Source organism: Thiocapsa sp., from assembly GCF_018399035.1.
Taxonomy (GTDB): Bacteria; Pseudomonadota; Gammaproteobacteria; order Chromatiales; family Chromatiaceae; genus Thiocapsa.
In genome coordinates, this window is record NZ_CP073760.1 from 4569725 (window position 1) to 4591576 (window position 21852).

The 21852-nt window shown below is 64.7% G+C and carries 22 protein-coding genes; 12 read left to right on the forward strand and 10 right to left on the reverse strand.

All coding sequences use genetic code 11. The features are described from left to right. Positions 1-112: 112 nt before the first annotated feature. From KFB96_RS20825 to soxZ, 5 genes are all read left to right on the forward strand, one after another. Positions 113-1156, forward strand: a complete 1044-nt coding sequence (locus tag KFB96_RS20825; RefSeq protein WP_213461007.1) for an AAA family ATPase — start codon at positions 113-115, stop codon at positions 1154-1156. Further along, positions 1149-2462: a VWA-like domain-containing protein gene (locus KFB96_RS20830; protein WP_213461009.1), complete on the forward strand. Its 1314-nt coding sequence runs from the start codon at positions 1149-1151 to the stop codon at positions 2460-2462. The genes KFB96_RS20825 and KFB96_RS20830 overlap by 8 nt, the downstream gene beginning before the upstream one ends. 237 nt (positions 2463-2699) lie before the next feature. Then, a complete protein-coding gene (locus tag KFB96_RS20835; protein ID WP_213461011.1) occupies positions 2700-4196 on the forward strand; it encodes a M48 family metalloprotease in 1497 nt (498 codons plus the stop codon). 393 nt (positions 4197-4589) lie between these two features. Beyond that, the gene (gene soxY / locus KFB96_RS20840; RefSeq protein ID WP_213461014.1) at positions 4590-5063 is read left to right on the forward strand and encodes a thiosulfate oxidation carrier protein SoxY; all 474 of its coding nucleotides are present in this window, start codon (positions 4590-4592) and stop codon (positions 5061-5063) included. A gap of 54 nt (positions 5064-5117) precedes the next feature. Next, positions 5118-5429: a thiosulfate oxidation carrier complex protein SoxZ gene (gene soxZ, locus KFB96_RS20845; protein ID WP_213461016.1), complete on the forward strand. Its 312-nt coding sequence runs from the start codon at positions 5118-5120 to the stop codon at positions 5427-5429. Positions 5430-5625: 196 nt separating this feature from the next. Here soxZ and KFB96_RS20850 read toward each other — a convergent pair whose 3' ends face one another. Continuing rightward, entirely contained in the window at positions 5626-6585 is a 960-nt protein-coding gene (locus KFB96_RS20850) for a lysophospholipid acyltransferase family protein (RefSeq protein WP_300970635.1), read from the reverse strand. Between the two features lie 278 nt (positions 6586-6863). Between KFB96_RS20850 and KFB96_RS20855 the strand changes: the two genes are divergently transcribed. Further along, a complete protein-coding gene (locus KFB96_RS20855) occupies positions 6864-7292 on the forward strand; it encodes a rhodanese-like domain-containing protein (protein WP_213461018.1) in 429 nt (142 codons plus the stop codon). 62 nt (positions 7293-7354) lie between these two features. Here the strand turns inward: KFB96_RS20855 and KFB96_RS20860 are convergent, their stop codons facing one another. The 4 genes from KFB96_RS20860 to KFB96_RS20875 form a co-directional block, all read right to left on the reverse strand. Beyond that, a complete protein-coding gene (locus tag KFB96_RS20860; protein WP_300970637.1) occupies positions 7355-7930 on the reverse strand; it encodes an iron-sulfur cluster co-chaperone HscB C-terminal domain-containing protein in 576 nt (191 codons plus the stop codon). A 162-nt stretch (positions 7931-8092) separates the two neighbouring features. Further along, positions 8093-8575, reverse strand: coding sequence for a Fe-S cluster assembly transcriptional regulator IscR (gene iscR, locus KFB96_RS20865; protein ID WP_213461020.1), 483 nt, complete (start codon positions 8573-8575; stop codon positions 8093-8095). Positions 8576-8660: 85 nt separating this feature from the next. Next, positions 8661-9425, reverse strand: a complete 765-nt coding sequence (gene cysE / locus KFB96_RS20870) for a serine O-acetyltransferase (protein WP_213461022.1) — start codon at positions 9423-9425, stop codon at positions 8661-8663. 214 nt (positions 9426-9639) lie between these two features. Further along, positions 9640-10434 (reverse strand): RNA methyltransferase, encoded by a 795-nt coding sequence (locus tag KFB96_RS20875; protein ID WP_213461024.1) that lies wholly within the window; start codon positions 10432-10434, stop codon positions 9640-9642. A 74-nt stretch (positions 10435-10508) separates the two neighbouring features. Between KFB96_RS20875 and KFB96_RS20880 the strand changes: the two genes are divergently transcribed. The 4 genes from KFB96_RS20880 to KFB96_RS20895 all read left to right on the forward strand — a co-directional run bounded on the left by KFB96_RS20880 (position 10509) and on the right by KFB96_RS20895 (position 12670). After that, on the forward strand, positions 10509-11309 hold the full coding sequence (locus tag KFB96_RS20880; protein WP_213461026.1) for an inositol monophosphatase family protein: 801 nt from the start codon (positions 10509-10511) through the stop codon (positions 11307-11309). A gap of 147 nt (positions 11310-11456) precedes the next feature. Continuing rightward, entirely contained in the window at positions 11457-11927 is a 471-nt protein-coding gene (locus KFB96_RS20885) for an aminoacyl-tRNA deacylase (RefSeq protein ID WP_213461028.1), read from the forward strand. Between the two features lie 72 nt (positions 11928-11999). Next, positions 12000-12494: a CDP-archaeol synthase gene (locus KFB96_RS20890; RefSeq protein ID WP_213461029.1), complete on the forward strand. Its 495-nt coding sequence runs from the start codon at positions 12000-12002 to the stop codon at positions 12492-12494. After that, positions 12485-12670: a hypothetical protein gene (locus tag KFB96_RS20895; protein ID WP_213461032.1), complete on the forward strand. Its 186-nt coding sequence runs from the start codon at positions 12485-12487 to the stop codon at positions 12668-12670. Before KFB96_RS20890 ends, KFB96_RS20895 begins: the two co-directional genes overlap by 10 nt. Here the strand turns inward: KFB96_RS20895 and KFB96_RS20900 are convergent. Next, a complete protein-coding gene (locus KFB96_RS20900) occupies positions 12626-13600 on the reverse strand; it encodes a metallophosphoesterase (protein ID WP_213461034.1) in 975 nt (324 codons plus the stop codon). The two genes, KFB96_RS20895 and KFB96_RS20900, sit on opposite strands and share 45 nt — an antisense overlap. 182 nt (positions 13601-13782) lie before the next feature. Here KFB96_RS20900 and KFB96_RS20905 point away from each other — a divergent pair, with 182 nt between their 5' ends. Continuing rightward, positions 13783-15210 (forward strand): GH1 family beta-glucosidase, encoded by a 1428-nt coding sequence (locus KFB96_RS20905; RefSeq protein ID WP_213461036.1) that lies wholly within the window; start codon positions 13783-13785, stop codon positions 15208-15210. Continuing rightward, positions 15207-16100 carry a glycosyltransferase gene (locus tag KFB96_RS20910; RefSeq protein ID WP_213461038.1) on the forward strand — a complete coding sequence of 298 codons (894 nt, stop codon included), beginning with the start codon at positions 15207-15209 and terminating at the stop codon, positions 16098-16100. The genes KFB96_RS20905 and KFB96_RS20910 overlap by 4 nt, the downstream gene beginning before the upstream one ends. Positions 16101-16107: 7 nt before the next feature. Here KFB96_RS20910 and KFB96_RS20915 read toward each other — a convergent pair whose 3' ends face one another. The 4 genes from KFB96_RS20915 to KFB96_RS20930 form a co-directional block, all read right to left on the reverse strand. Next, positions 16108-16293, reverse strand: a complete 186-nt coding sequence (locus KFB96_RS20915) for a hypothetical protein (RefSeq protein WP_213461039.1) — start codon at positions 16291-16293, stop codon at positions 16108-16110. Between the two features lie 278 nt (positions 16294-16571). After that, the gene (locus KFB96_RS20920; RefSeq protein ID WP_213461040.1) at positions 16572-20546 is read right to left on the reverse strand and encodes an EAL domain-containing protein; all 3975 of its coding nucleotides are present in this window, start codon (positions 20544-20546) and stop codon (positions 16572-16574) included. A gap of 7 nt (positions 20547-20553) precedes the next feature. Next, the gene (locus KFB96_RS20925; RefSeq protein ID WP_213501524.1) at positions 20554-21318 is read right to left on the reverse strand and encodes a hypothetical protein; all 765 of its coding nucleotides are present in this window, start codon (positions 21316-21318) and stop codon (positions 20554-20556) included. An 11-nt stretch (positions 21319-21329) separates the two neighbouring features. Next, complete coding sequence (locus KFB96_RS20930) at positions 21330-21851, reverse strand: hypothetical protein (RefSeq protein WP_213461041.1); 522 nt, start codon at positions 21849-21851, stop codon at positions 21330-21332. Between the last annotated feature and the right edge of the window lies 1 nt (position 21852).

Here is a 21852-nt window from a genome sequence, read left to right on the forward strand (position 1 = left end):
ACGATATCGGACCGCCTTCGACCCGGGCTGCACCCGCGGACGAGGCGCCTTTGTATCAGGCCCCTTCGTATCAGAACCCTTCGTATCAGAACAAAGAGGAAGACGACCCGCTATGCGTCCAGCCCAGTTACTCCGCGTCCTCGAGCGCGAGTTTTCGAGTACCGCGGAAGGCCACCATACCCCGGTCATGCTCTGGGGCCCTCCGGGTGTCGGCAAGTCGCAGATGGTGGCGCAGATCGCCGAGCGGCACCGAGTGCCCATGATCGATATCCGCCTGTCGCAGATGGAGCCGAGCGATCTGCGCGGGATCCCGTTCCGCGCCGGGGATCTGGTGGAGTGGGCGATCCCCGCCATCCTGCCGGATGCCGCGCGCCATGGGCCGGCCGGGATCCTCTTCCTCGACGAGATCACCTCGGTGCCCCCGGCGGTGTCTGCGGCGGCCTATCAATTGATCCTGGATCGCAGACTCGGCGAGTATCGCATTCCCGATCGGTGGGCGATCTTCGCGGCCGGCAATCGCCAGGGCGATCGCGGCGTGACCTACAGCATGCCTGCCCCGCTGGCCAACCGCTTCTCGCACTTCGAGGTCGAGACTCACCTGGACGATTGGGTCGCTTGGGCCTATGCGCAGGGCATCGACGAGCGCGTCATCGGCTTTCTGCGGTTCCGTCCGGAGCTGCTGTTCGATTTCGACCCGGCCCACAACCCGGTCGCATTCCCCTCGCCACGCTCTTGGGAGTTTGCGCACCGCTGTCTGAAGAAGTTCGAGGACATCCCCGAGCTGCTGCAGGGCACCCTGCAGGGGTGTGTCGGGCCGGCGGCGGGGATCGAGGTCGCGGCCTTCGTCGACAGCCTGGATCAGATGCCCGATCTGGATGCCATCCTGGCGGGCGAGGTCGTGCCGGTGCCGCGCGAGATCGATCTTCAATACGCGGTCGCTGCTGCCCTGGTCGGGCGTGCCATCCGCGCGCAGGGCGAGCCGGACAAGGACCGCGTGATCGGCAACATCCTCGCCTACGCGGGTCGTTTTCCGCAGCGCGAGATGGGTGTCATGCTGGTGTCGGATCTGCACCGCGCGGTCGGCAACAGTCTCTTCGAGGTGCCGGCCTTCGCCGATTGGGCCGCGGTGGTCGCGGACGTGATGCTCTATGAGTAGCGGTGTCGGCAGTCCGAGCGGCGCGGGGGCATCCGATGCCGAGCGCCGTGCGATCGAGACCAAGCTCGCGGCGGCCCGCACGCGCTTGATCCTGGATAAGCCCTTCCTCGGGGCCTTGGTGCTGCGTCTACCGATGCATGCGTCGAACCCCGAGTGGTGCCCGACCACGGCCACCGATGCGCGCGCCTTCTATTACAACCACGACTACATCGCGAGCCTGAGCCTCGATCAGACCCAGTTCATGCTCGCGCACGAGGCCCTGCATTGCGCGCTGTCGCATTTTGCGCGGCGACAGCATCGCGTGAAGCACAAGTGGGATCTCGCCTGCGATTACGCCATCAACCCGCTCTTGATCGGCGAGGGTCTGAAGCCCCCGCCGAACGCTTTGGTGATGCCGACCTACAAGGGCATGACCGCCGAGGAGATCTATCCGCTCATCGACGACAACGATGCGTCCGAGACCCTGGACACGCACGCCTACGATCGCGACAACCAGCAGGGCGGCAGCCGGTCCGGCACGAGCGAGAAGGATCTCGATCGCCGGCCCGAGCAGCCACAATCGCAGCAGGGCGAGTCCGACGCAGAGCAAGGGGCGACACGCTCGGCGCAACCGAACCAAGCCGACGGGGCCGAGGGCGGCCCCGGGGAACCCCGGCCCGAACCCCTGACCCCGGACGAGCAGGAGATCCTCTCGGTCCAGTGGCAGCAGCGTCTCGCCGGGGCGGCTCAACAGGCGCAGCAGGCCGGCAAGCTCGGCGGCGAGATGGCCCGCATCATCGACCATCTCCTGCAGCCGCGCCTGCCCTGGCGGATGCTGCTGGCCCGCTACATGACGGCCGTCTCGCGCGAGGACTACAGCTACGCGCGCCCTTCGCGTCGTGCCGGCGACTTCATCAGGCCGAGCCTGCGCAGTCATCAGACCGACCTGGTGGTCGCCGTCGATACCTCGGGCTCGATCAAGGCGGCGGAGCTGGAGGAGTTTATCGGCGAGATCGACGCGCTCAAGGGCCAGGTGCGCGCTCGCGTGACCCTCTTGCCCTGCGATGCGGCCTTGTGTGAAGGTGCACCCTTTCGGTTCGAGCCGTGGGATGGCTTGCGGCTGCCCGAGGCGATCAACGGCGGCGGGGGTACGAGCTTCCGACCGGTCTTTCAGTGGATCGACTGCGAGGGCATCCGTCCGGATCTCCTGGTGTACTTCACCGATGCCCAAGGCGACTTTCCGCCGGTCGAGCCGGCGTTTCCGGTGATCTGGCTGGTGAAGGGGCGGGGCAAGGTGCCTTGGGGGCAGCGCATTCAGCTCAACTAAAACTGAATCGCGTCCGGAGGGCTATGGGTTGTTTCGAGTCGGTTTTTGCCATTGCAGGAATCAAGACCCTCGGAGCGACGCGATTCAGGAGATTTCTTTCCCCAAGAAGCGCCTCGGCCACGAAGCTCGCGGATCGCGAAAAGTGAAGGTCGTCGAAGCCGGCGAAGGGCTCGCCCGGCGTGCGCTTTGAGGAACTACGAGGTGCGGATTGCGTCTCACCAAACCATGATGATCCGGATGTTGATCGATCGGTGTCGGCCGTTGGCGCTGGGCGTGCTTGCGTTTTCGGCGGTGGTGTCCACATCGGTGTCCGCCGATCCCTTCAGTCTTCCCGATATGGGCAGCTCGTCGGACAACATGATGACCCGCTCCGCCGAGGCGCGGATCGGCAAGCTCTTTATGCGCAGCGTGCGCAAGGCGCTGCCCGTCATGGAGGATCCGCTGGCGACCAGCTATATCGAGTCCCTCGGCAGCGCATTGGTCGAGGCCGACCGAACGGCCGGCGGGAGCTTCACCTTTTTCCTGATCGACGAGCCCGTCGTGAACGCCTTCGCAGGTCCGGGCGGCTATATCGGCGTCTACGGCGGTCTCGTCTTGGCGGCGGAGACCGAGAGCGAGCTTGCCGCCGTCATGGCGCACGAGATCGCCCATGTCACCCAGCGCCATCTGATGCGCGCATTCGAGGACCAGAGCAAGCTCAGTCTGCCGACGACGGCCTTGCTGATCGCCGCGGCCGTTCTCGGCGCCCAGGTCTCGCCCGATGCCGGGGCTGCGGCCATCGCCGGCGTCCAGGCCGCTGCGCTCCAGCGACGCATCAACTTCACCCGCGACAACGAGAAGGAGGCGGATCGAATCGGGATCCAGACCCTGGCCGGTGCCGGTCACGACCCCTTTGCGATGGCCGGCTTCTTCGAGCGGCTTGCCAAGGCGACGCGTGTTTACGAGTCCAGCGCCCCGGAGTATCTGCGCACGCATCCGGTGACGGCCGACCGCATCGCCGACTCGCTCGGTCGTGCCGAGGCGTTCGGCGTGCGTCAGCGTCCGGATAGTCTGCGGTTTCAGTTGACGCGCGCCAAGCTGCGGGAGCGTTCCTATCGGCGCGCGGAGCAGTCCGTTGCGCATTTCGAGGACACCTTGCGGGGTGGGCGTTTTCGCGACGAGGTTGCCGAGCGTTACGGCTATGCCCTCGCGTTGCAGCGCGCGCGACGGTTCACCGAGGCGAAGCGCGAGAGTGATAAGCTGATCGCAACCCATCCGAGCCAGGCCGAATTCGTTGTTCTGGACGCCGAGCTCGATCTCGCGCTCGGCAACAGCGCCGATGCCTTGGCGCATCTGAAACAGGCCGTGAGCCTCTTTCCCGGTCAGTGGCCGTTACGGGTCGCCTACGCGGAGGCCCTCATGTCCGCGGGTCAGCCCGCCCGTGCGGTGGACGAGCTCAAGGCGGTCGCCCGTGTGCGGCCGTCCAACGCCATGCTTTACGAGGCGCTCGTACAGGCGGCGACCAAGGCGGGCGATCGCACGACCGTCGATCGCTATCGCGCGGAGAAGCTCTATGTCGAAGGCGACCTCGAGCCCGCCATTCGGCATCTCGAGCTGGCCTTGCGTCGGCCCGACGTGCCGTATCACGAGGCGGCACAGATTCAGGTTCGCCTCGATGCCTGGCGCGAAGAGCAGCGCGACGAGAAGCGGCGGGGCGGGAACCCCCTGCGCGCGGCGACCTCGAACATGCGATAAAGTGCGTTCCAAGTCCGGTAGGACTGAGGTAACATTGTCCGGGCGTTGATGTCGGAAAAGTACTCGAACGAGCGCCGGTTGGATTGGAACGTCCCGCCGAAAAGGCGCCCGGCGGTCAACCGCATAATAAGATCGAAAGATGTGGAGGATTCACCGTTCATACCCCTCGCGAGTCGGATCGGGCCTCGAAGACTCGAGCGTCCGCGCAGTGAAATCAAATCTCGGACGAGCGCCGGCACCCGGGTCGATCAAGCTCGGCCGCCTCCCGAGTGCTTGCATGCATGCTGAGCAGGCCTATCGGGGGCATGGCTTTGGCTTCGGCTGCACCCTGTCCCGCGCGATGCTCGATGCATCCCAGTACCATACCCACCCATGCTCCATAGGAGATGTCCCATGATCGATGCAAAACGTCGAATCCTGCTGAAGGGTTCACTCGCCGCCGGTACCGTCGGAGTCGCTGTCGGCGCAGGTCTGCTGTCCCCCAGCCTGGTCCTTGCGAGCTGGAACGAGGCGGCCTTCCATGCGAAGGATCTGCCGGCAGCCCTGACGAGTCTGATGGGTTCGGACGCCACCGAGACCAACGAGGCGATCAAGATCAAGGCCCCGGATATCGCCGAAAACGGCGCCGTGGTGCCGGTCACCGTCGAGACGGATATGGAAGGCGTCACGTCGATCGCGATCGTCGCCGATGCGAACCAGACACCCCTGATTGCCTCGTTCGATCTCGGAGAGTCCGCGGTTCCCTTTGTGTCCACCCGGATCAAGATGGCCAAGACATCCAACGTCGTGGCCGTGGTCCAAAGCGGCGACAAGCTCTACAGCAACGCCAAGGAAGTGAAGGTCACCATCGGCGGCTGCGGCGGCTGATCGAGTCGCTCACCGCGGAACACGGCATAGACACCAAATTCGAGGTATACAGAGATGTCAGACATCAAGATCCGCGCCAAGCTCAAAGACGGCGAGACCGAAGTCAAGTGCTTGATGAGCCACCCGATGGAAACCGGGCTGCGTAAGGACAGCAAGACCGGCGAGCTGGTTCCTGCGCACTTCATCCAGGAAGTCGTCTGCAAATCCAAGGATCAGGTCGTGATGACCGCCAATTGGAGCGGCGGCGTGTCCAAGAACCCCTATATGGCGTTCAAGTTCAAAGGCGGCGAGGTCGGTGATCCGATCGAGATCGCCTGGACGGACAACATGGGCGAGACTCAGAACGCGGCCGACAAGATCACCTGATCTCGGGGCCCTCTGACCCGGCACAGGGACGTGCCCGGGCGATTTCCGCAAAATTCCATACCGTAGGTTGTGCTGACGATAAGAAGCACAACTCGCGCCGAGGTTTGGTTGTGCCTCGCACGGCTCGGCACAACCTACGCCACCGGTATAAGGGTTCCCGGAATTCGCCTTAAGTCACTTCCGACATCCTCCGGTATCATCGCGACACCTGTTTGAGCGTATCCCGATCCGAAAGCGGTCCGCTGTAGATCCCCGGTGCGCCGTTCGGGCGCCGTCGAAAGCGCTTGTAGGGCCACACGTATTGCTCCGGGCAGAGCGAGACGCACTGCTCGATCCCTCTGTTCAACGCGGTCGCCGCCTCGAGATCGTCCTCGCTGTCGATTCCGGTCGGCGCCGCGATGCAGTGCATCCTGAAGCCCCGTGCTCCCTTCAAACGTTCCGCGAACATGAAGATCACGGGTGCGCCCGTGCGGCGCGACAGTCGGTTGACCAAGAGCATGGTAAAGGCCGGAATCCCGAAGAAGGGTGCGAAGACAGCACCTTTGTCGGCCTTGGGCTCCTGATCGGGTAGGATGCCGACGTAATCGCCGCGTTCCAGCGCCTGGACCAGAACCCGGATGCCCTTCGCCGTGATCGGCGCCAGCTCGGCGCCGCTGCGGGCGCGCGAGGCGAGGATCATGTCGTCGAGATACTTCTGCGGCTTGTAGAAGATCGCCGTCGGGCCCTGTGCCGCGAGGTGTAACCCGGCCAGCTCCCAGGCGCCGAGGTGGGGGGAGAGTACGATCAAGCCCTTGCCGTCGCGCCGCTCCAACAGCTCGCCCCCTCTCACCTCGCGGACCAGCGCGAGCACCTCATCCGCCGGGCGCAACCACAAGTGAGCGATCTCGACATAGGTCTTGCCGAACTCCCGCAGATTCCGGTTGCGCAAGCGGATCTGTTCCTTCGCGTCGAGCTCCGGGAAGCAGAGTGCGATATTGACGAGGGCGTTGCGTCGTTGTTTGTTCGGCCATGACCCGATCAGCAGCCCGATGGCCGAGCCGAGGCGGTGCAGCACGCCGAGCGGCAATCGGGCCAGCAGATGCATGAGGTTGCGCACCAAGACATCCTTCACGCCTGCGCTGTTCGGTCGTTCGACGGATTGCGCCTTGTGTCCCAAACCTCTCTCCTTTCATTCTTCGCGGCCGGCCGATCCCGGTCGGGTGCGACACTGCGTCGCATCTCGGATTCGGATGACAGATCCGAGTCGCTTGATAAACTGCCGAGCGCCGCCTGTCTTCACGGGGGCCTGTCTGAACCGGGGCCGGCGCGGCGAGCAACGACAACGATTAAACCGCGCCGACTCCAACGGTCGTGACGTCTGCCGCGGCCGATCCCATCCAAAAACATCTCATGCCGCGCCGGGCGCGGTTTAACCACCAAACGAGGTATCCCCGCGTGAACGATGATCATCCGAGACCACTGACGCCCCAAGAGGCATTCGAAATGCTCGAAGAGCATCCCCAGGCGGTCCTGGTGGATATCCGCTCCTCGATGGAGTTTCTGTTCGTGGGCCATCCCAAGGGTGCCGTGCATGTCCCCTGGATCGACGAGCCGGATTGGGTGGTCAACCCCCACTTCGTCACCGAGATCCGCAAGCTGTTGCTCGGCGGCGCCGTCTGCGAGCCGGGCGGGTCATGTGCGCCGGTCGTTCTGATCTGTCGGAGCGGTAAGCGCTCGCTCGAAGCCGGTAAAGCGCTGCTCCAGGACGGGCTCAAGGCCGTCTATCACGTCGACGAGGGCTTCGAGGGCGATCTCGACGAGCAGCACCACAGAAGCACTCAAGGCGGTTGGCGCTTTCGTGGTCTGCCCTGGGAGCAGTGTTGAGCCGATCGGCCCCGGAGGTCGCTCGGCCCGATCTATTCCGGGCCGGGCAACCGAAGCATGGATCAGGCCCTGGACGCCAAGGCCGCTCGACGGTCCTCCGCATCACGTCGACAGGTCCCGAGGAGCTCGAGCCGGCGTAGGATCTCGCGCGCCGCGGCCAGGTTCTGCGGCGACGGATCGGCGAGCATGCGCTGCAGATCCTTCTCCAAAGACGCCCCCTGCTCCGCGAGATGGGTCAGCATCCCGGCCACGGCTGAAGCCGGATCGGGCCGGCTGGTCGCCTCGTCGAGGCTTTCCCGCAGCTCGATCTCGGCCATCAGGAAGCCGCCGAGGGCAGCGTATTCGCCGGCCCTCGCACCGTAGCCCTCGCTTCGGCAATCCAGTAGATCGAGAAGGTGGGCGGCACGCGCCAAGGGATCCAGCAAGGTCCGGTACGCCAGCTCGATCTCGATCGGCGACTGTTCCGGCGCCGAGTCGTCCGTCGATCGCGGATCGCCGTAGGACGTGGAAACGTCCCCGTCGAGCAGTGCACGGTAGCGCTCGGACAGGCGTGATTGGTCGACGACAAACCCGATCGGCAGATCGAAGAGATCGAAATAGTTTTTGGAGCCGTCCACAACGGCGGAGATCGTTGCCACCTGCTGCGCGCCTCGACCCGGAATCCGACAACCGAGATCGAATCCTAGTGCGTGCAGGTGAGCGAAGGCAAGCGGAGAGAATCGTTTTTGCGAGGTCGAGACGCGCCTTTGGCTCGGACGACACAGGTCCGGCACAACGAGGCGGGACGCAAAGGCTCCGTTTCAGGCGTTCGCGACGATGCGCTGAACGCCGAGCTTGACGTCGACGGCCGTGCATGTCGTCCCGGGCCGGTTGCCGGTTTCATCGCGGCGGTCCACGAGCTGCTGCAGGCTGATGTTGTTGAGATAATCGTAGATGCGGTCGCTGAGGTCGTGCCAGAGATCGTGGGTCAGGCAGGGACCGTTGTTCTGGCAGTTGTGTGCGCCGCCGCACCGGGTCGTGTCGACGTTCTCGTCGACCGCCGCGATCACCTCGGCGATATGGATGTCGGCGGCTTGGCGGGCCAGGTTATACCCGCCGCCCGGCCCCCGGACGCTGGTGACGAGTGCGCGCCGTCGCAGCTTCGCGAACAGCTGCTCGAGGTAGGACAGTGAAATGCCTTGGCGTTGGGCAATGTCGGCCAACGCGATGGGGCCTTGGCCTTGATGGATGGCCAGATCGAGCATTGCCGTAACCGCATAGCGGCCCTTCGTCGTCAGTCTCACGTGCGCCTCGCTCCGTTAATCGATATTTCACAGCATGATACGGTACCCGACCACGGCGATCAATTAATCCATATCAAATTTGCGATTAAACGTCCAAGTCGGTTGCGGGCGGGATCTCGACCGCGTCGAGCGTGGGGTCGTGCTCGAAGTGCTGCATGATGCCGCGGCTTTCGAGCGCTTGGGACATCTGCTCGACGCGCTGATCCATGTGGTGGATGTGATCGAGCATGCGGTTGATGGCGTTGGCGATCGGGTCCGGCGCATCGCGTGTGGCGCCGTAGGCATCGAAGCCGATGCGCTTGGCGGTGTCGGCGCGCCGGCGGGCGGTCGCATCCTTCGCCGGCTCGATGATGCGGCCCGGGACGCCGACCACCGTTGCGCCTGCCGGAACCGATTTCACGACCACGGCGTTGGAGCCGATCCGCACGCCGTCGCCGATCAGCAGCGGCCCCAGGACCTTGGCCCCGGCGCCGACGACCACGTCGCGCCCCAAGGTCGGGTGGCGCTTGCCCTTTTGCCAGGTGGTGCCGCCCAAGGTCACCCCGTGATAGAGGGTACAGTCGTCGCCGATCACCGCCGTTTCCCCGATCACCACACCCATGCCGTGATCGATAAAGAAGCGCCGGCCGATGACGGCGCCCGGATGGATCTCGATCCCGGTAAAGAGCCGCGCCAGATTGGACAGGACGCGGGCGAGCCACTTGAGATTGCGTTTCCACAGTCGGTGCGTCAGGCGATGGGCCAGCACGGCGTGCAGTCCGGGGTAGGTGGTGAAGACCTCGAACGCGGTGCGCGCTGCCGGATCGCGCTCGAAGACGCAGGCGATGTCTTCCTTCAGTCGTTCGAACATAAGGCAAGCCTTTAAACCGCGCCCAGCGCGGTATGCGATGTTTATGGATGGGGTCGGTCCCGGCAGACTTGACGACCGTTGGAGTCGGCGCGGTTTAAACGATTAAAAAATATAGCATTTCAAACCGCGGCTCCGCTAAGGATCGTGGATGCACCAAACTGCCAACTCACTCGAAAATCTGCATCTCGCTCTGGACGCGGTTTAAGACGTCTCGTCAGTCGGCCGAAGGTGTCGGCCGTGTGCCGCTCTTGCGCCCTTGTGCGGCGCTCAGGATGCCGCGCAGGATGTTGATCTCGACGCGATCCGGACGCGCGCGATTGAACAGATGGCGCAGACGCAGCAGCAGCTTCTTGGAGCTGTCCGGGTCGCCGAAGCCGATGTCGCGCAGGGTGTCGGCAAGGTGAGCGTGCAGACCCTCGAGCTCCTGTGCCGTGGCGAGATCGCGCGGGGTCTCGCTCGGCGGTGTACTCGAGGGTGCGCCCGTCGGCTCGGGGAGACCCTCGCGCCGACAGCGGCGGATCTCGTAGGCGAAGACCTGTGCCGCGGCCGCCAGATTGAGCGAGCTGAAGTCCGGGTTCGTCGGGATATGCACCAGAAACTGGCAGCGCGCCAGCTCCGCATTGGTCAGGCCGGAGCTCTCGCGTCCGAGCAGCAGCGCGACCTGGCCCTCGGCCGCCTCGGCGAGCAGTTTCCGAGCCGCCTCGGGTGGCTCCAGGTTCTCCCAGTCGAGCGAGCGCCGGCGTGCGCTCGTGCCGATCACGAGTCGACAGTCGGCGATGGCTGCGGGCAGGTCCGCATGGATCCCTGCGTGCTGCAGCAGGTCGTCCGCTCCGCAGGCGCGGGCCAAGGCCTCGGCATCCGGAAGCTGCTTGGGGGCGACCAGCTCGAGGCGCGAAAGGCCCATGGTCTTCATGGCCCTGGCGACGGCCCCGATGTTCCCGCTGAGGGTGGGCTCGACCAAGACGAAACGGATACGCGCGAGCGCGTTGTCGGGGTTCTCTGTCATCATGGATGCAAGTTCTTCAGAACATCAGTAGATTGTCAATCTTTGATCGGTGACGCGCATCGGTTATCTTGCACACTATGCAACACCCAAGCCTCAATATCGCCATTCGCGCCGCACGCAGTGCCGGCAAGCTTCTTCTGCGCTACATGGATCGCGTCGACTCGCTGAAGGTCGAGTCCAAGAGCCGCAACGACTTCGTGAGCGACATCGATCGCGGTGCGGAGGCGATCATCATCCAGGAGCTGCGGGCACGCTTCCCGGATCATGCGATCCTCGCCGAGGAAAGCGGCGCGCAGGGGCGCGGTGATTTCCAGTGGATCATCGATCCGCTCGACGGCACGACCAACTATCTGCATGGCTTCCCGCAGTTCTCGGTCTCGATCGCGCTCAAGCACAAGGGCCAGCTCGAGTGCGGCGTGGTCTATGATCCGCTGCGCGAGGAGCTGTACAGTGCCGCACGCGGTCAGGGCGCGCAACTGAACGACCGCAAGATTCGCGTCGCCAATCGTCCCTCGCTCGAAGGCGCCCTGATCGGGACCGGCTTCCCCTTCCGCGATCAGCGCCACATCGATGTCTATCTGCGGATGTTCAAGGACATGATCCTGGCCACCGCGGGCCTGCGCCGGCCGGGCTCGGCCGCGCTCGATCTCGCCTATGTCGCGGCCGGGCGAACCGACGGATTCTGGGAGATCGGTCTCGCCGAATGGGATTGCGCGGCGGGCGCACTCCTCGTCACCGAGGCCGGCGGCACCGTCACGGATCTCGCCGGCGGGAAGACCTTTCTCGAGACCGGCAATCTGATTGCCGGGAACCTCAAGGTGCATCGCGCGATGCTGGATCTCCTGACACCGCATCTCACCGAGCAGCTGAAGGCTTAAACCTGGATCCGGCGGGCAAGGCCCCCTGGTCGATTGGTTTCGGGCCCAGATCCACCTCGGGCGCTGGCGAAGATGCGTTTCAACGCCGACGAATCTCGGCTGGGGGTCTAGACTTCTCTGTGGGTCAATCCAGTAGAGGAGGTCATCATGTCTATCCCGTGCACGCTCGAGTCTTACCTCAAGGAACAATGCATCGACTTCACCTTGGTGCGTCATCCGCACACGGGTGCGAGTATGGATACGGCGCAGGCGGCGCATGTCCAAGGCGATCATCTGGCGAAGGGGGTCGTCGTCAACCAGAACGGGCGCTATCTCTTGGTGGTGGTGCCGTCGGACTATCATGTTGACCTCGGACGACTCCATGAGCACCTCGGCGAGCCGGTGGGCTTGGCGACCGAGGCCGAGTTGGCGGGGTTGTTTCCGGATTGCGAGCCCGGAGCCGTGCCTCCGATCGGTGCGGCCTACGAGCTGAGGACGCTCGTCGATCGCCATCTCATGGGCCTGCTGGAGGTCTACTTCGAATCCGGCGACCATGAGCACCTGATCAAGATCTCGGGGGCTGGGTTTTCCGACCTGATGCGTGCAGCCGAAGTTGTCGACGTCGGTCGTCATCTTTGACGAATCTCGGGATGCCGCTCGGGTGCGAGCGGTCTTATTGCGGGGCGACCGCTCAAAGATCATGCCGCGCCGATGATTCCAACCCTACAGATGCTGGCGTTGGTCGTCTGGGCGAACGGCGTGCCGGTCTTGTTGCGTCTGCTCATCGGGCATCGCTGCGTGCACCCGCTCGATGGCGGACGCCTCTTTCGCGACGGACGCCCTTGGCTGGGCGCCTCCAAGACTTGGCGCGGTCTCGGCGCCGCTCTGCTGACGACGCCGCTGCTCGCCGTTCTCATCGGCCTACCCTGGCTCCTCGGCCTGATCGCCGCTCTGGGCGCCATGTCCGGGGATCTCCTCGCGAGCTTCATCAAGCGGCGTCTGGGGCGGCAGCCGAGTGAATCCATCCTCTTGTTGGATCAGATCCCGGAGGCGCTCATCCCGGCGATCATGCTGATGCCTGTCTTGGATCTCTCGGCATCCCGGGTCGCGATCGTCGTGATCGGCTTCACGTTGATCGATCTGCTGCTGACGCCGGTTGCGGCGCGGCTGCGTCGCATGCTCAAGAGGATCCACGGATGGAGATGACACCCCTTTTGATCGTCGGGTTGGCGGTCTCGGTCGCCACCAACATCGGCATGGCGACGGTCTTCTTCACCCGCCGGAGCCGACGCGGCCAAGCCAATCCAACACACTACGCATATCGCACCGGGCGCGGTTTAGAGGGGCGCGCGCCGCAGCTCGTGCAGGGTGACCTCGGGTAGGCAATTGAGTCGGGCGTTGACCACCGAGGTGCCGGCGCCGACCGAGGTGTAGCCGATCAGCGCGCCGTAGCGCCAGGGTCCCGAGGCCATGGCGCGGGGACACCGGGCGTCCCAGACGACGGGAATGCCGCCGGGCAGACAGATCTGGCCGCCGTGCGTGTGACCGCTGAGCATGAGGTCGAACCCGGCGTGGGCAGCCAGCCGGTAGATCTCGGGGGTGTGGGAGAGGAGGATGGAAGCAGCTTCGTCCGGGATCCCGGCGGAGGCGCGGTCGATGTTGTGGACCTGATAGTAATGGGCATCGTCCACGCCGGCGAGGTGGATCAACTGACCATCGCGTTCGATGACGACCGCTTCGTTCAGCAGCAATCGGATCCCGAGCGCCTCCAGGCCCGGCACCAGACGTAGGGTGTCGTGGTTGCCGAGCACACCGTACACCGGCCCCTTGAGCTGGAGTCGGATCGTCGCCATGCCTGCTAGTACGCGGTCGATCGGCCCGAAGGTGCGGGCGCGATAGTCCCCGGTCAGCACGCAGAGGTCGTAATTCAAACCGCGCACGCACGCGCTGATGGCGTGGGTGTTGCGGTCCTCCATGTCCACGTGCAGATCGGTCAGATGCAGGATGCGAAATCCCTCGAAGGCCGAGGGCAGGTTTGCGACGGCGACGCGGTGGTGTTTCACCTGGATACTGCGAGCGTTGCGCTGTGCGCGGGCATAGAGTCCGCTGATGCGCAAACAGGCGCGAATCACGCCGTGAACCGAGTACCAATTCTCAGGGTAGAAGAAGTGGGCGCCGGGGCGGCGCAGCACGAAGACCTCATGGTCGCCTTCCAGCCCCAAGCGTTGGCGCAGGTGGGTGCGGCCGATGCGAGCGGCCAGGCCGGTGAGGTCGATCCCGTCGAGATCGCTCGTCGTGTATTCGGAGTCCATGCGGTGCTCGATGGCTTGGCGGTCGTGGAAAGAGGGGGAGAGGTGTCCTGTCCGGCTCCGGGTACAACCCAGGTGCTCACCGTATATCATAAGGCAGGGCGCGAAAACGTGACCCGCATCCTACCCGAGCGCGGCGCCCTGCGACGTCTCGCAGCGGGTGTGGTGGGAGAGGTTTGGGGACGATGCGAATCCAATTTCCAGAGAACCTGACCTGGGGTGCCGCTACAGCAGCGTTTCAGATCGAAGGCGCCCCGGATGTCGACGGCAAAGCGCCTTCGATCTGGGATCGTTTCACGGCGCGGCCCGGGCGCGTGCAGGACGGCAGCCACGCGGGCATCGCCTGCGATCATTATCGCCGCTACGCCGAGGATCTGGATCTGATGGCGACGCTTGGCCTGGGGGCCTATCGCTTCTCGATCTCCTGGCCGCGGGTCATGAGCGGATCGAGTACGCAGGTGAACCGGCGCGGCCTGGATTTCTACGATCGGCTGGTCGACGGGCTTCTCGATCGCGGAATTCGGCCGTTCGCGACCCTGTATCACTGGGATCTCCCCTGGTTCGAGGAGCGGCGCGGCGGCTGGGAGTCGCGTGCGACGGTCTGGCGTTTCGCCGATTACGCCGAGGTCGTCGCGCGCCGTCTCGGGGATCGCGTCAAGCACTGGGTCACCATCAACGAGCCGCTCACGGTCGTCGCCGCGGGTTATGTCTCCGGCGACCATGCCCCGGGGCGGCGCAACCCCTTGATGGCGTTTCGTGTCGCCCATCATCTGCTCCTGGCCCACGGTGCCGCGTTGCAGCGTCTGCGGGGTGTGGTGCCGGATGCGCTTGTCGGACCTGCACTGAATCTCTTCCCGGTGATCCCGCGGCGGCGCGGCGATGTCCGGATCGCCGAGCGTCTCGATGCGCTGGCGAATCGGCTCTTCGCCGATCCCATCCTGGCCGGCAGGTATCCGAACCCGGTTCGGCGTCTCCTCTCGGCCTTCAACTGGACCTTGCGCCCGGGCGACCTGGACCTGATCGGCCAGCCGGTCGACTTCGTCGGCGTCAACCATTACTCGCGCATCATCATCGAGCGCAGCCGTCTGCCCTGGCTCGGTTTTCGGCTCGCGCGCAGCCCGGATCCAAACGCGCTGCATACCGACATGGACTGGGAGATCTTCCCGCGCAGCTTTCTCGACACGCTCACCTGGCTGCGCGAGCGCTACGACAACCCTCCGGTCTATATCACCGAGAACGGCGCGGCCTTCGCAGACCGGGTCGAGGACGACGGCAGCGTGCAGGACGCGGCGCGGCGCGATTATCTGGAGGCCTATCTCTTCATGCTGCGCAAGGCGCTGGACGCGGGCAGCGATATTCGCGGCTATTTCGTCTGGAGTCTGCTGGACAATTTCGAATGGGCCTTGGGCCTATCCAAGCGCTTCGGGCTCGTGCATGTCGACTACGACACCCTGAAACGCACACCCAAGTCGAGTGCCTACTGGTACGCATCGGTCTGCAGCACGGGCGGGTTCGATCTCCCCGAGCCCATGTACCGCTCCTTGCTCGCCACGGCCCTCGACGACTCGCTCGATCTCATCGAAGAGCATGACCTCGCGAGGGCCACACCATGAAGGCAAGCGTCATTATTCCCGCGCTGAACGAGTCCGGTCTGCTGCCCAAGCTGCTCGATCGGCTCGACCGACAGACCTTTCGCGACTTCGAGATCATCGTCGCCGACGCCGGCTCGACCGACGGCACGCGCGAGATCTGTCGCTCGCGCGGCGTCACCGTCGTCGACGGGGGGATGCCGGCGGTGGGACGCAACCGCGGCGCGGCCGTCGCACAGGGCGCGCGTCTGTTCTTTTTCGACGCCGATGTCTTGCCGCCGGATGACTTTCTGGAGAAGGCCCTGGCGGAGATGGACGCTGAAGGCATGCGGCTTGCAACCTGTTGGTTCGAGCCGGACTCGGAGAATCCGCTCGACGAGCTGCTCTTCGAGCTCGCCAACACGTTCGTCAAGCTCAATCTCAAGTCGGATCCACATGCCGGCGGATTCGCGATCTTCGTCGATCGCGAGCTCTTCGACCGCGTCGGGGGATTCGACGAGTCGCTGCGTCTCGCCGAGGATCACGACTTCGTCAAACGAGCGGCCAGCCATGCGCCCCTGCACATGCTCGAGTCCACCCGGATCCGCATGAGCGTGCGGCGCCTGGAGAAGGACGGGCGGTTCAGCTACAGCGCCAAGTGTGTCCAAGTCGAGCTCTACCGTCTCTTCAAGGGCGAGGTCACCGAAGAGATTGTCGACTACGGCTTCGGATACGAGGAGGAGGACAAGACCGGTGGAACGGACGAGGCACTCAAACGTCTTCGCGAGCGGATGGAGGAGTGGCGCGCTGAGCACGCTGCAATGATCCGCCGGATCTCCAAGGAGGTGACCCCGGAGGTTCAGGACGCCATGGCCGAGATCAGACGGAATTTCGACACGCTGAAAGAGTCCGTCCGAGCCTATCTCTCGCGCTGAGGCGCGATCAGCACTTGTCGCGGGTCGGCTCCTCGGCAGCGGTCTGAGCGGCCGATTCGCCTTCGTGCTCCGCCTCCGGCTTCTCGGCACCGGGGGTCGGCTGCTTCAACGCCTTCAACTGGGAGTAGGCGAACCAGAAAAGGCCACCTGCGATCAACAAGACTTCGATTCCCTTAACGGCTCCGGCTGACATGCATGCGTCTCCTGTGGGTTTAAGTCGGGTGTGCAAACACTGGGCAAGCGGCTCAGACGTCGTCCGCCACCGTTGTCGTCCTGAAACGCTTTCGAACAACCGAGAGGTTTACGACGATGAGCAACGAAAAGGCACCCGAGACGAATCCCTGGACCATCGCCGTCGTTCTGGCCGTGGCCCTGGGTCCGCTGACCGCACTCGCACTCGGCAGCAAGTATGCGGACGAGGAGACCCGTGAGCGTGCGCGCGCCGGTTTGGTCACTGCGGCCCCTTGCGGCTCAGTCGATCGCTTCGGCCCCCGGCTCGATGAACTGTCTTCGGAGCACGGCCTCGATGCGATCGGCCGGTCCCGGTCTGCAGAATAAGTAGCCCTGACCCTCGCGACAGTCGTGATCGATGAGAAAGGCTCTCTGTGCCTCGGTCTCGACCCCTTCGGCGATGACCTGCAGACCGAGGTTCGCACCCAAGCCGATGATCGCCTTGACGATGGTTTCGGCTTGTGGTTCCCCGAGCCCTCCGCTGCCGATCTCGGCGAGGAACGAGCGGTCGATCTTCAACGTCTGCACCGGCAGTCGGTTCAGGTAGCTCAAGGACGCATAGCCGGTCCCGAAATCATCGATCGCGAGAGTAAAACCGTGGTCGTGCAACTGCGACAAGACCTCGACCGCTCGGTCGATCGAGCGCATGGCTGCGCTCTCCGTGACCTCGATTTCCAAGAGGCCCGGATCGATTCCGACCTCGGCTGCTGTCTTCGAGATCCGCTCGGCAAGCCCGTCCTGATACAACTCGGCGGCGCTGAGGTTCAGCGCCATCGGCACCGGGGAAATTCCGGCCCTGCGCCAAGCGGCCATCTGCTCGCAGGCGAGTCGTACGACGATGGGTCCGATGAACAGGATCAATCCACTGGATTCGGCGATCGGGATGAAGCGATCCGGCGGGATCAACCCGAGCTCAGGGTGATTCCACCGCAACAATGCCTCCAAACCCCGAATGCGGCCGCTGATGATGTCGACACGCGGCTGGTAATGAAGCAGCAGCTCATGACGCTCGATCGCGCGGCGTAGGGCCTGCTCGAGCCGAAACTGTTCCTGCAGATCATCGTTCAAGGCCGAGGTAAAGAACCGATGGAGCCCGCGGCCTTCCATTTTTGCGCCGTGCAGCGCGGTGTCGGCATGACTGATCAGCTCTTCGGCCGTGCTCGCATCCTCCGGATAGAGCGCAATGCCGATGCTGCAGCTCACCACGACCCCCTGCTCGCCGAGGGCGATCGGTTCGGCCAGCGCGTCGCGAATGCGATCGGCAAGCACGGAGGCGTCCTCGACGCGCCGCAGCCCGGTGGCCAGGGCGATGAAGTTGTCGCCGCTGAACCGGGCCAAGGTATCCTCGTCGCGCAGGAGCGGCTGCCAGCGTTGGGCCACCGAGCGCAACAGCTCATCGCCCGCGGGGTGACCGAGCGAGTCGTTCACGGACCTCAGATCGTCAAGGTCGATCGAGAGGAGCGCGAGAATCCTGTCGGAATGTCGGGCGGCGATCAGGGCCTGCTCGACGCGCTCGCGCATCGAGGTCCGATTGGGCAGGCCGGTGAGCGGATCGTACTGAGCCAGGTAACTCACTTGCTGCGAGAGTGCCTTGCGTTCGCTGATATCCTCGGCCAGCTTGACGTAATGGGTGACCAGGCCCTGCGCGTTGCGCAACGGGGTGATGTGGGCGTACTCCCAATAGGCGTCGCCCGACTTCCTGCGATTCTGGATTTCTCCGGTCCATGCCTCGCCGTGTTGCAGCGCGCTCCAAATCTCCGAGTCCTCGGCCTCGGTACGGGTAGCGAATCGCAGAATATCGACCGGTTGGCCCAGGACCTCCTGCGGCCGATACCCGGTGCTCTCGCAGAAGCGTGCGTTGACGTACTCGATGGTCCCCGCGATGTCGGTAATCAGCACGATGCTCGGGCTTTGCTCGACCACCAGCGCGAGCCGCTCGATCTCGCCCTCGCGTGCCTTGTGCTCGGTGACATCCAAGAGGCCACCGTAGAGTCGACGCAGCGTCGGGTCGGCGTCGTCGAGGACGCATTCGGTCGTGGCATGGAGCCAGCGTACCGCCCCGTCCTTGCGGCGCAGACGCAGCTCGCAATCGGCCCTGGTCCCCGGGTGGAGTCCGGCGACCTTGTCCTCGAAGATCCCGATATCCTCCTCGAGGAGTAAACAGTGCCAGCATCCTATCTCCAGTACCTCGGCCAAGGTGTAACCGGTGAGTGCCTCGACCGAATCGGTCATCCAGTCGATCCGGAAACCCTCGTCGGGATGCTCCATGCAGGAGTAGGCGACGTCGCTCATCATCGCCGTGACGCGCCGATAGAGGTTCTCGCTGGCCGCCAGACCGACCTCGGACGCGGTCCGCTGCAAGGCCCCGGCGACCACCTCGCCGATCACCTGCAACATCCGAATCTCATCGGCGTCCCAGTCGTGCGCCTGCCTGACCAGGTCGATCCCGAGCGCACCCCAGACCCGACCATGACTGGACATGGGCACGCTCAAGGCCGAGCGGACGGATTGACGCTCGAGCTCCGCACGTTCGGCCGCCGCCTCGTCCGGGAGCGCCGAGACATCCGGCACCGAGATCGGTGTGCGGGTACGCAGCCGCTCGGCCCACCAGGGAAACCGCTCGAGCGAGATCCCCTGGAAGTCCTGGATGAAGGGTGCGATACCCGCGGCGCACCACTCATGGGTCATCTCCAGGCTTGCGTCGTCGCTCGCCAATCGGAACAGGTAGCAGCGATCGACGTCGAGTAGGGTGCCGATCTGTTCGAGTACCCAAGCGACGATCGGCTCGAGCGTATCGCCGGTGGCGTCGATGAAGCGTGACGAGACCTGAGCGACCAGCGCCTGCAGATCCAATTGGCGCTTAAGCCCTCGTTCTGCCGACTCGCGCTCGGTGACATCGGTCACGATCCCGTGAAAATAGCTGAGCCGGCCGTCCGGGCCGAAGACGCCGCGCGTCTCCTCCTCGACCCAGTGCTCGGAGCCATCCGCCCAACGGACCCGGTAGGTCTGCCGGAAGCCGTCGCGCTGCTCTTGAGTAAATGTCTCGAAGGCCGCAACCAAGCGCTCGCGGTCTTGCGGATGAACGAGATCCAAGTAGGTCAAGCGCCGCGCGAGGAGCGGCTCGAGCGAATAGCCCCAGCGGCGAACGTTCGGCGAGGCGTAGATGACCGGCCAACCCGGCTCCGGCGCCCAATGAAACGCGATTGTGGAGCTGGCATCGATGACCTCGGAAGCCATGCCGAGTGCCGTTTCGAGCGTCACCTTGTCGGTTACGTCCAGATTCGAGCCGCGATGTCCGAGCGCACGTCCGCCGTCGCCGCTGACCGGAACGCACAGATGCTCGATCCAGCGCAGCTCGCCCGTGCGGGTGTGGATCCGAAACCGCAGGGGTTTGAATCGTTGGGTTGCGTGCGCGCCGTGGAGATGCGTGAGGTATGCGTCGCGGTCCTCCGGATGGATGATCCGCGCCAAGAGATCCGCGTCCTTCAGGAAGGCCGCCGCCGGGTAGCCGGTGATCCGCGCGCAGGTCGGGGAGACATAGCGGAAGCGTCCGTCCTCGCCCATCCAGTAGGCCCAGTCGGGCGCGAAGTCGGCGACGATGTGATAGCGCTCCTCCTGGATGCGCAGGCGCCGGTTGGCGGCGACCAGATCCTCGCGCTGCGCGACCTGCTCGGTCTGATCCACGAGGTTGCAGAGGATCTCGGCTTCGTTGCCGTCCATCTCAGGGAGACGGATCAGACGCAGATCGGCGATCAGGATGCTGTCCCCTTGGCCCCGCAGGCGAATCTCCCTGCAGTCCGCGCGGCCGGCCTTGATGGCATCGAGCAATGCATTTTCGAGCAGTCTTGTCTGTCCCTCGACAGCGAGATGGATAAAGAGCCGTCGATCGAAGGGCAGCAGCCGCTGCGCCGCCGCGTTGCCTTCTTTCACGCGCCCTTGGGCGTTGATCAGCAAGACCGGGAAGGGCAGCTCGCGATAGAGCCGGGTAAAGCGCGCGAGCGCGCGCTCGGTGATCTGCCGGCTGTCCTGCAGTGCTTGTTGCTGGATATGCAGCTCGGCATGGTAGATATGCAGCTCCTCGAGGAGCCTCTCGAAATCGAGAGTGCCCTGCTCGAAAGCCTCGATGGTCTCGTCGAAGGTGTGGTCCCGCAGGATCCGGCACGCACGCTCGCGCAGATCCGTCATCTCGGCGGCGCCGAATTTATGTGTTGTCATCTCGTCGTTACGCCTCGCCGAGGCTCCGTGGCCCCGGGAACAGGATGGTCCGGCTCTTCGCCCGCCCCGGGCGGTCGACTGCCGCGATTGGCCCACCGGCCTTGCTCGTCAGCCCGGCCCCGTCGCTGATCCGAGTCGGAGGGTAGACAAGCGCCGTAGGATAATGCGCAGCGCAGTCCACCCGACCTCTGTAAGAGCAAGGCCGGCGTGGTGTGCGCCATGATAGGCCCATCGTGACCGATTCATGAACTGCCCGCGATGTTCTGCGACGGCGAGTCAAGACAAGAGCCGAACGATCGCCTCCGGCGCAACCGGCGGGCTGAAGAGATCGCCTTGCGCACGGCGGCAGCCGGCCCCGAGCAGAAAGCGTCGCTGTGTCGTGCAGGATGGATTCCAGCGTGCGTGCAAAATCGCTGCGCTGGATCTGCATGCCCGAGACGTTCACGGCGATGCGCCCGAACGGGATCCCCGCAGCCTCCCATTCGCGGGCTTGGAAGCCGGCTTGATCCCGGGGAATGCGTTGGCGGCAGGGCTGATCGAGCACCCGGATCGCGCAGACAGACCCGGGCGCCTCGTCGGGAACACGGGGAAGCTCGGCGAATTGAAGCTCTTGGCCGTCGATGCCGACCGGGATCTCGTCCGCGAGATCCAAGCGCACGCTCTCGAGGGCTTCGGCAGCCCGCATGCGCAGGCGATCGACAGTCTCCTCTCCACTTGGGGGCAGGCTGGGCTTGTCTGCACTTGCCTGGTTGTTGTTGCGAGTGTCCGTCATGACCCCTGTCGCTATTGGTCGATCATCCGTGCCGGCGTTGCGTTGCAGGAGTCGAAGGCCGCCGCGCACGCCGCTTCCCGGAGCCGCCGGGGGTCGAGCAGGATGGCGAGGTCGTCCGCGTTCGTCGTGGAGAGTGTCACGAGTCCGCGCACGCAGGGCAGCTCGGACAGCACCTCCATCAGTGCGGGCAGTGGATGGATCGCGTCGACCGGTGCGCGCCACAGCGAGATCGGCTCCTCGATGCGCACGCCCGGGGTCTGCGTCCCGTCCGAGGCTCCGGCCTGCGCGGTGTGTCTGAAGCGGAGCACGCGCTCGCGCGATTCCTGCGTGTGGGCCGAGACCGCGGAGGATGCGCGCGCGAGGCCGAGTAGATCGGCCAATGCGGGCGCCTGCGTGTTCGGGGTCTCGGCGGGATCGGCGATGCCTCGGATGCCCTCGGCGAGAACGGCGAACCTCAGCGCGCCGAGGCTGAAGACCACCAGATCGATCTCGCCGTCGCCGCCCTCGTTTCGAGCCTCGTGTCTGCGCTCCATT

What these genes read in the sequence shown, in the direction of transcription:
- KFB96_RS20915 (WP_213461039.1), bottom strand. Translation starts at nt 16,293, where the DNA reads ATGTCAGCCGGAGCCGTTAAGGGAATCGAAGTCTTGTTGATCGCAGGT.
- KFB96_RS20880 (WP_213461026.1), top strand. Translation starts at nt 10,509, where the DNA reads ATGCAACACCCAAGCCTCAATATCGCCATTCGCGCCGCACGCAGTGCC.
- soxZ (WP_213461016.1), top strand. Translation starts at nt 5,118, where the DNA reads ATGTCAGACATCAAGATCCGCGCCAAGCTCAAAGACGGCGAGACCGAA.
- KFB96_RS20900 (WP_213461034.1), bottom strand. Translation starts at nt 13,600, where the DNA reads ATGGACTCCGAATACACGACGAGCGATCTCGACGGGATCGACCTCACC.
- KFB96_RS20930 (WP_213461041.1), bottom strand. Translation starts at nt 21,851, where the DNA reads ATGGAGCGCAGACACGAGGCTCGAAACGAGGGCGGCGACGGCGAGATC.
- KFB96_RS20920 (WP_213461040.1), bottom strand. Translation starts at nt 20,546, where the DNA reads ATGACAACACATAAATTCGGCGCCGCCGAGATGACGGATCTGCGCGAG.
- soxY (WP_213461014.1), top strand. Translation starts at nt 4,590, where the DNA reads ATGATCGATGCAAAACGTCGAATCCTGCTGAAGGGTTCACTCGCCGCC.
- KFB96_RS20835 (WP_213461011.1), top strand. Translation starts at nt 2,700, where the DNA reads ATGTTGATCGATCGGTGTCGGCCGTTGGCGCTGGGCGTGCTTGCGTTT.
- KFB96_RS20910 (WP_213461038.1), top strand. Translation starts at nt 15,207, where the DNA reads ATGAAGGCAAGCGTCATTATTCCCGCGCTGAACGAGTCCGGTCTGCTG.
- KFB96_RS20925 (WP_213501524.1), bottom strand. Translation starts at nt 21,318, where the DNA reads ATGACGGACACTCGCAACAACAACCAGGCAAGTGCAGACAAGCCCAGC.
- KFB96_RS20895 (WP_213461032.1), top strand. Translation starts at nt 12,485, where the DNA reads ATGGAGATGACACCCCTTTTGATCGTCGGGTTGGCGGTCTCGGTCGCC.
- KFB96_RS20885 (WP_213461028.1), top strand. Translation starts at nt 11,457, where the DNA reads ATGTCTATCCCGTGCACGCTCGAGTCTTACCTCAAGGAACAATGCATC.
- KFB96_RS20875 (WP_213461024.1), bottom strand. Translation starts at nt 10,434, where the DNA reads ATGATGACAGAGAACCCCGACAACGCGCTCGCGCGTATCCGTTTCGTC.
- KFB96_RS20905 (WP_213461036.1), top strand. Translation starts at nt 13,783, where the DNA reads ATGCGAATCCAATTTCCAGAGAACCTGACCTGGGGTGCCGCTACAGCA.
- cysE (WP_213461022.1), bottom strand. Translation starts at nt 9,425, where the DNA reads ATGTTCGAACGACTGAAGGAAGACATCGCCTGCGTCTTCGAGCGCGAT.
- KFB96_RS20830 (WP_213461009.1), top strand. Translation starts at nt 1,149, where the DNA reads ATGAGTAGCGGTGTCGGCAGTCCGAGCGGCGCGGGGGCATCCGATGCC.
- KFB96_RS20890 (WP_213461029.1), top strand. Translation starts at nt 12,000, where the DNA reads ATGATTCCAACCCTACAGATGCTGGCGTTGGTCGTCTGGGCGAACGGC.
- KFB96_RS20825 (WP_213461007.1), top strand. Translation starts at nt 113, where the DNA reads ATGCGTCCAGCCCAGTTACTCCGCGTCCTCGAGCGCGAGTTTTCGAGT.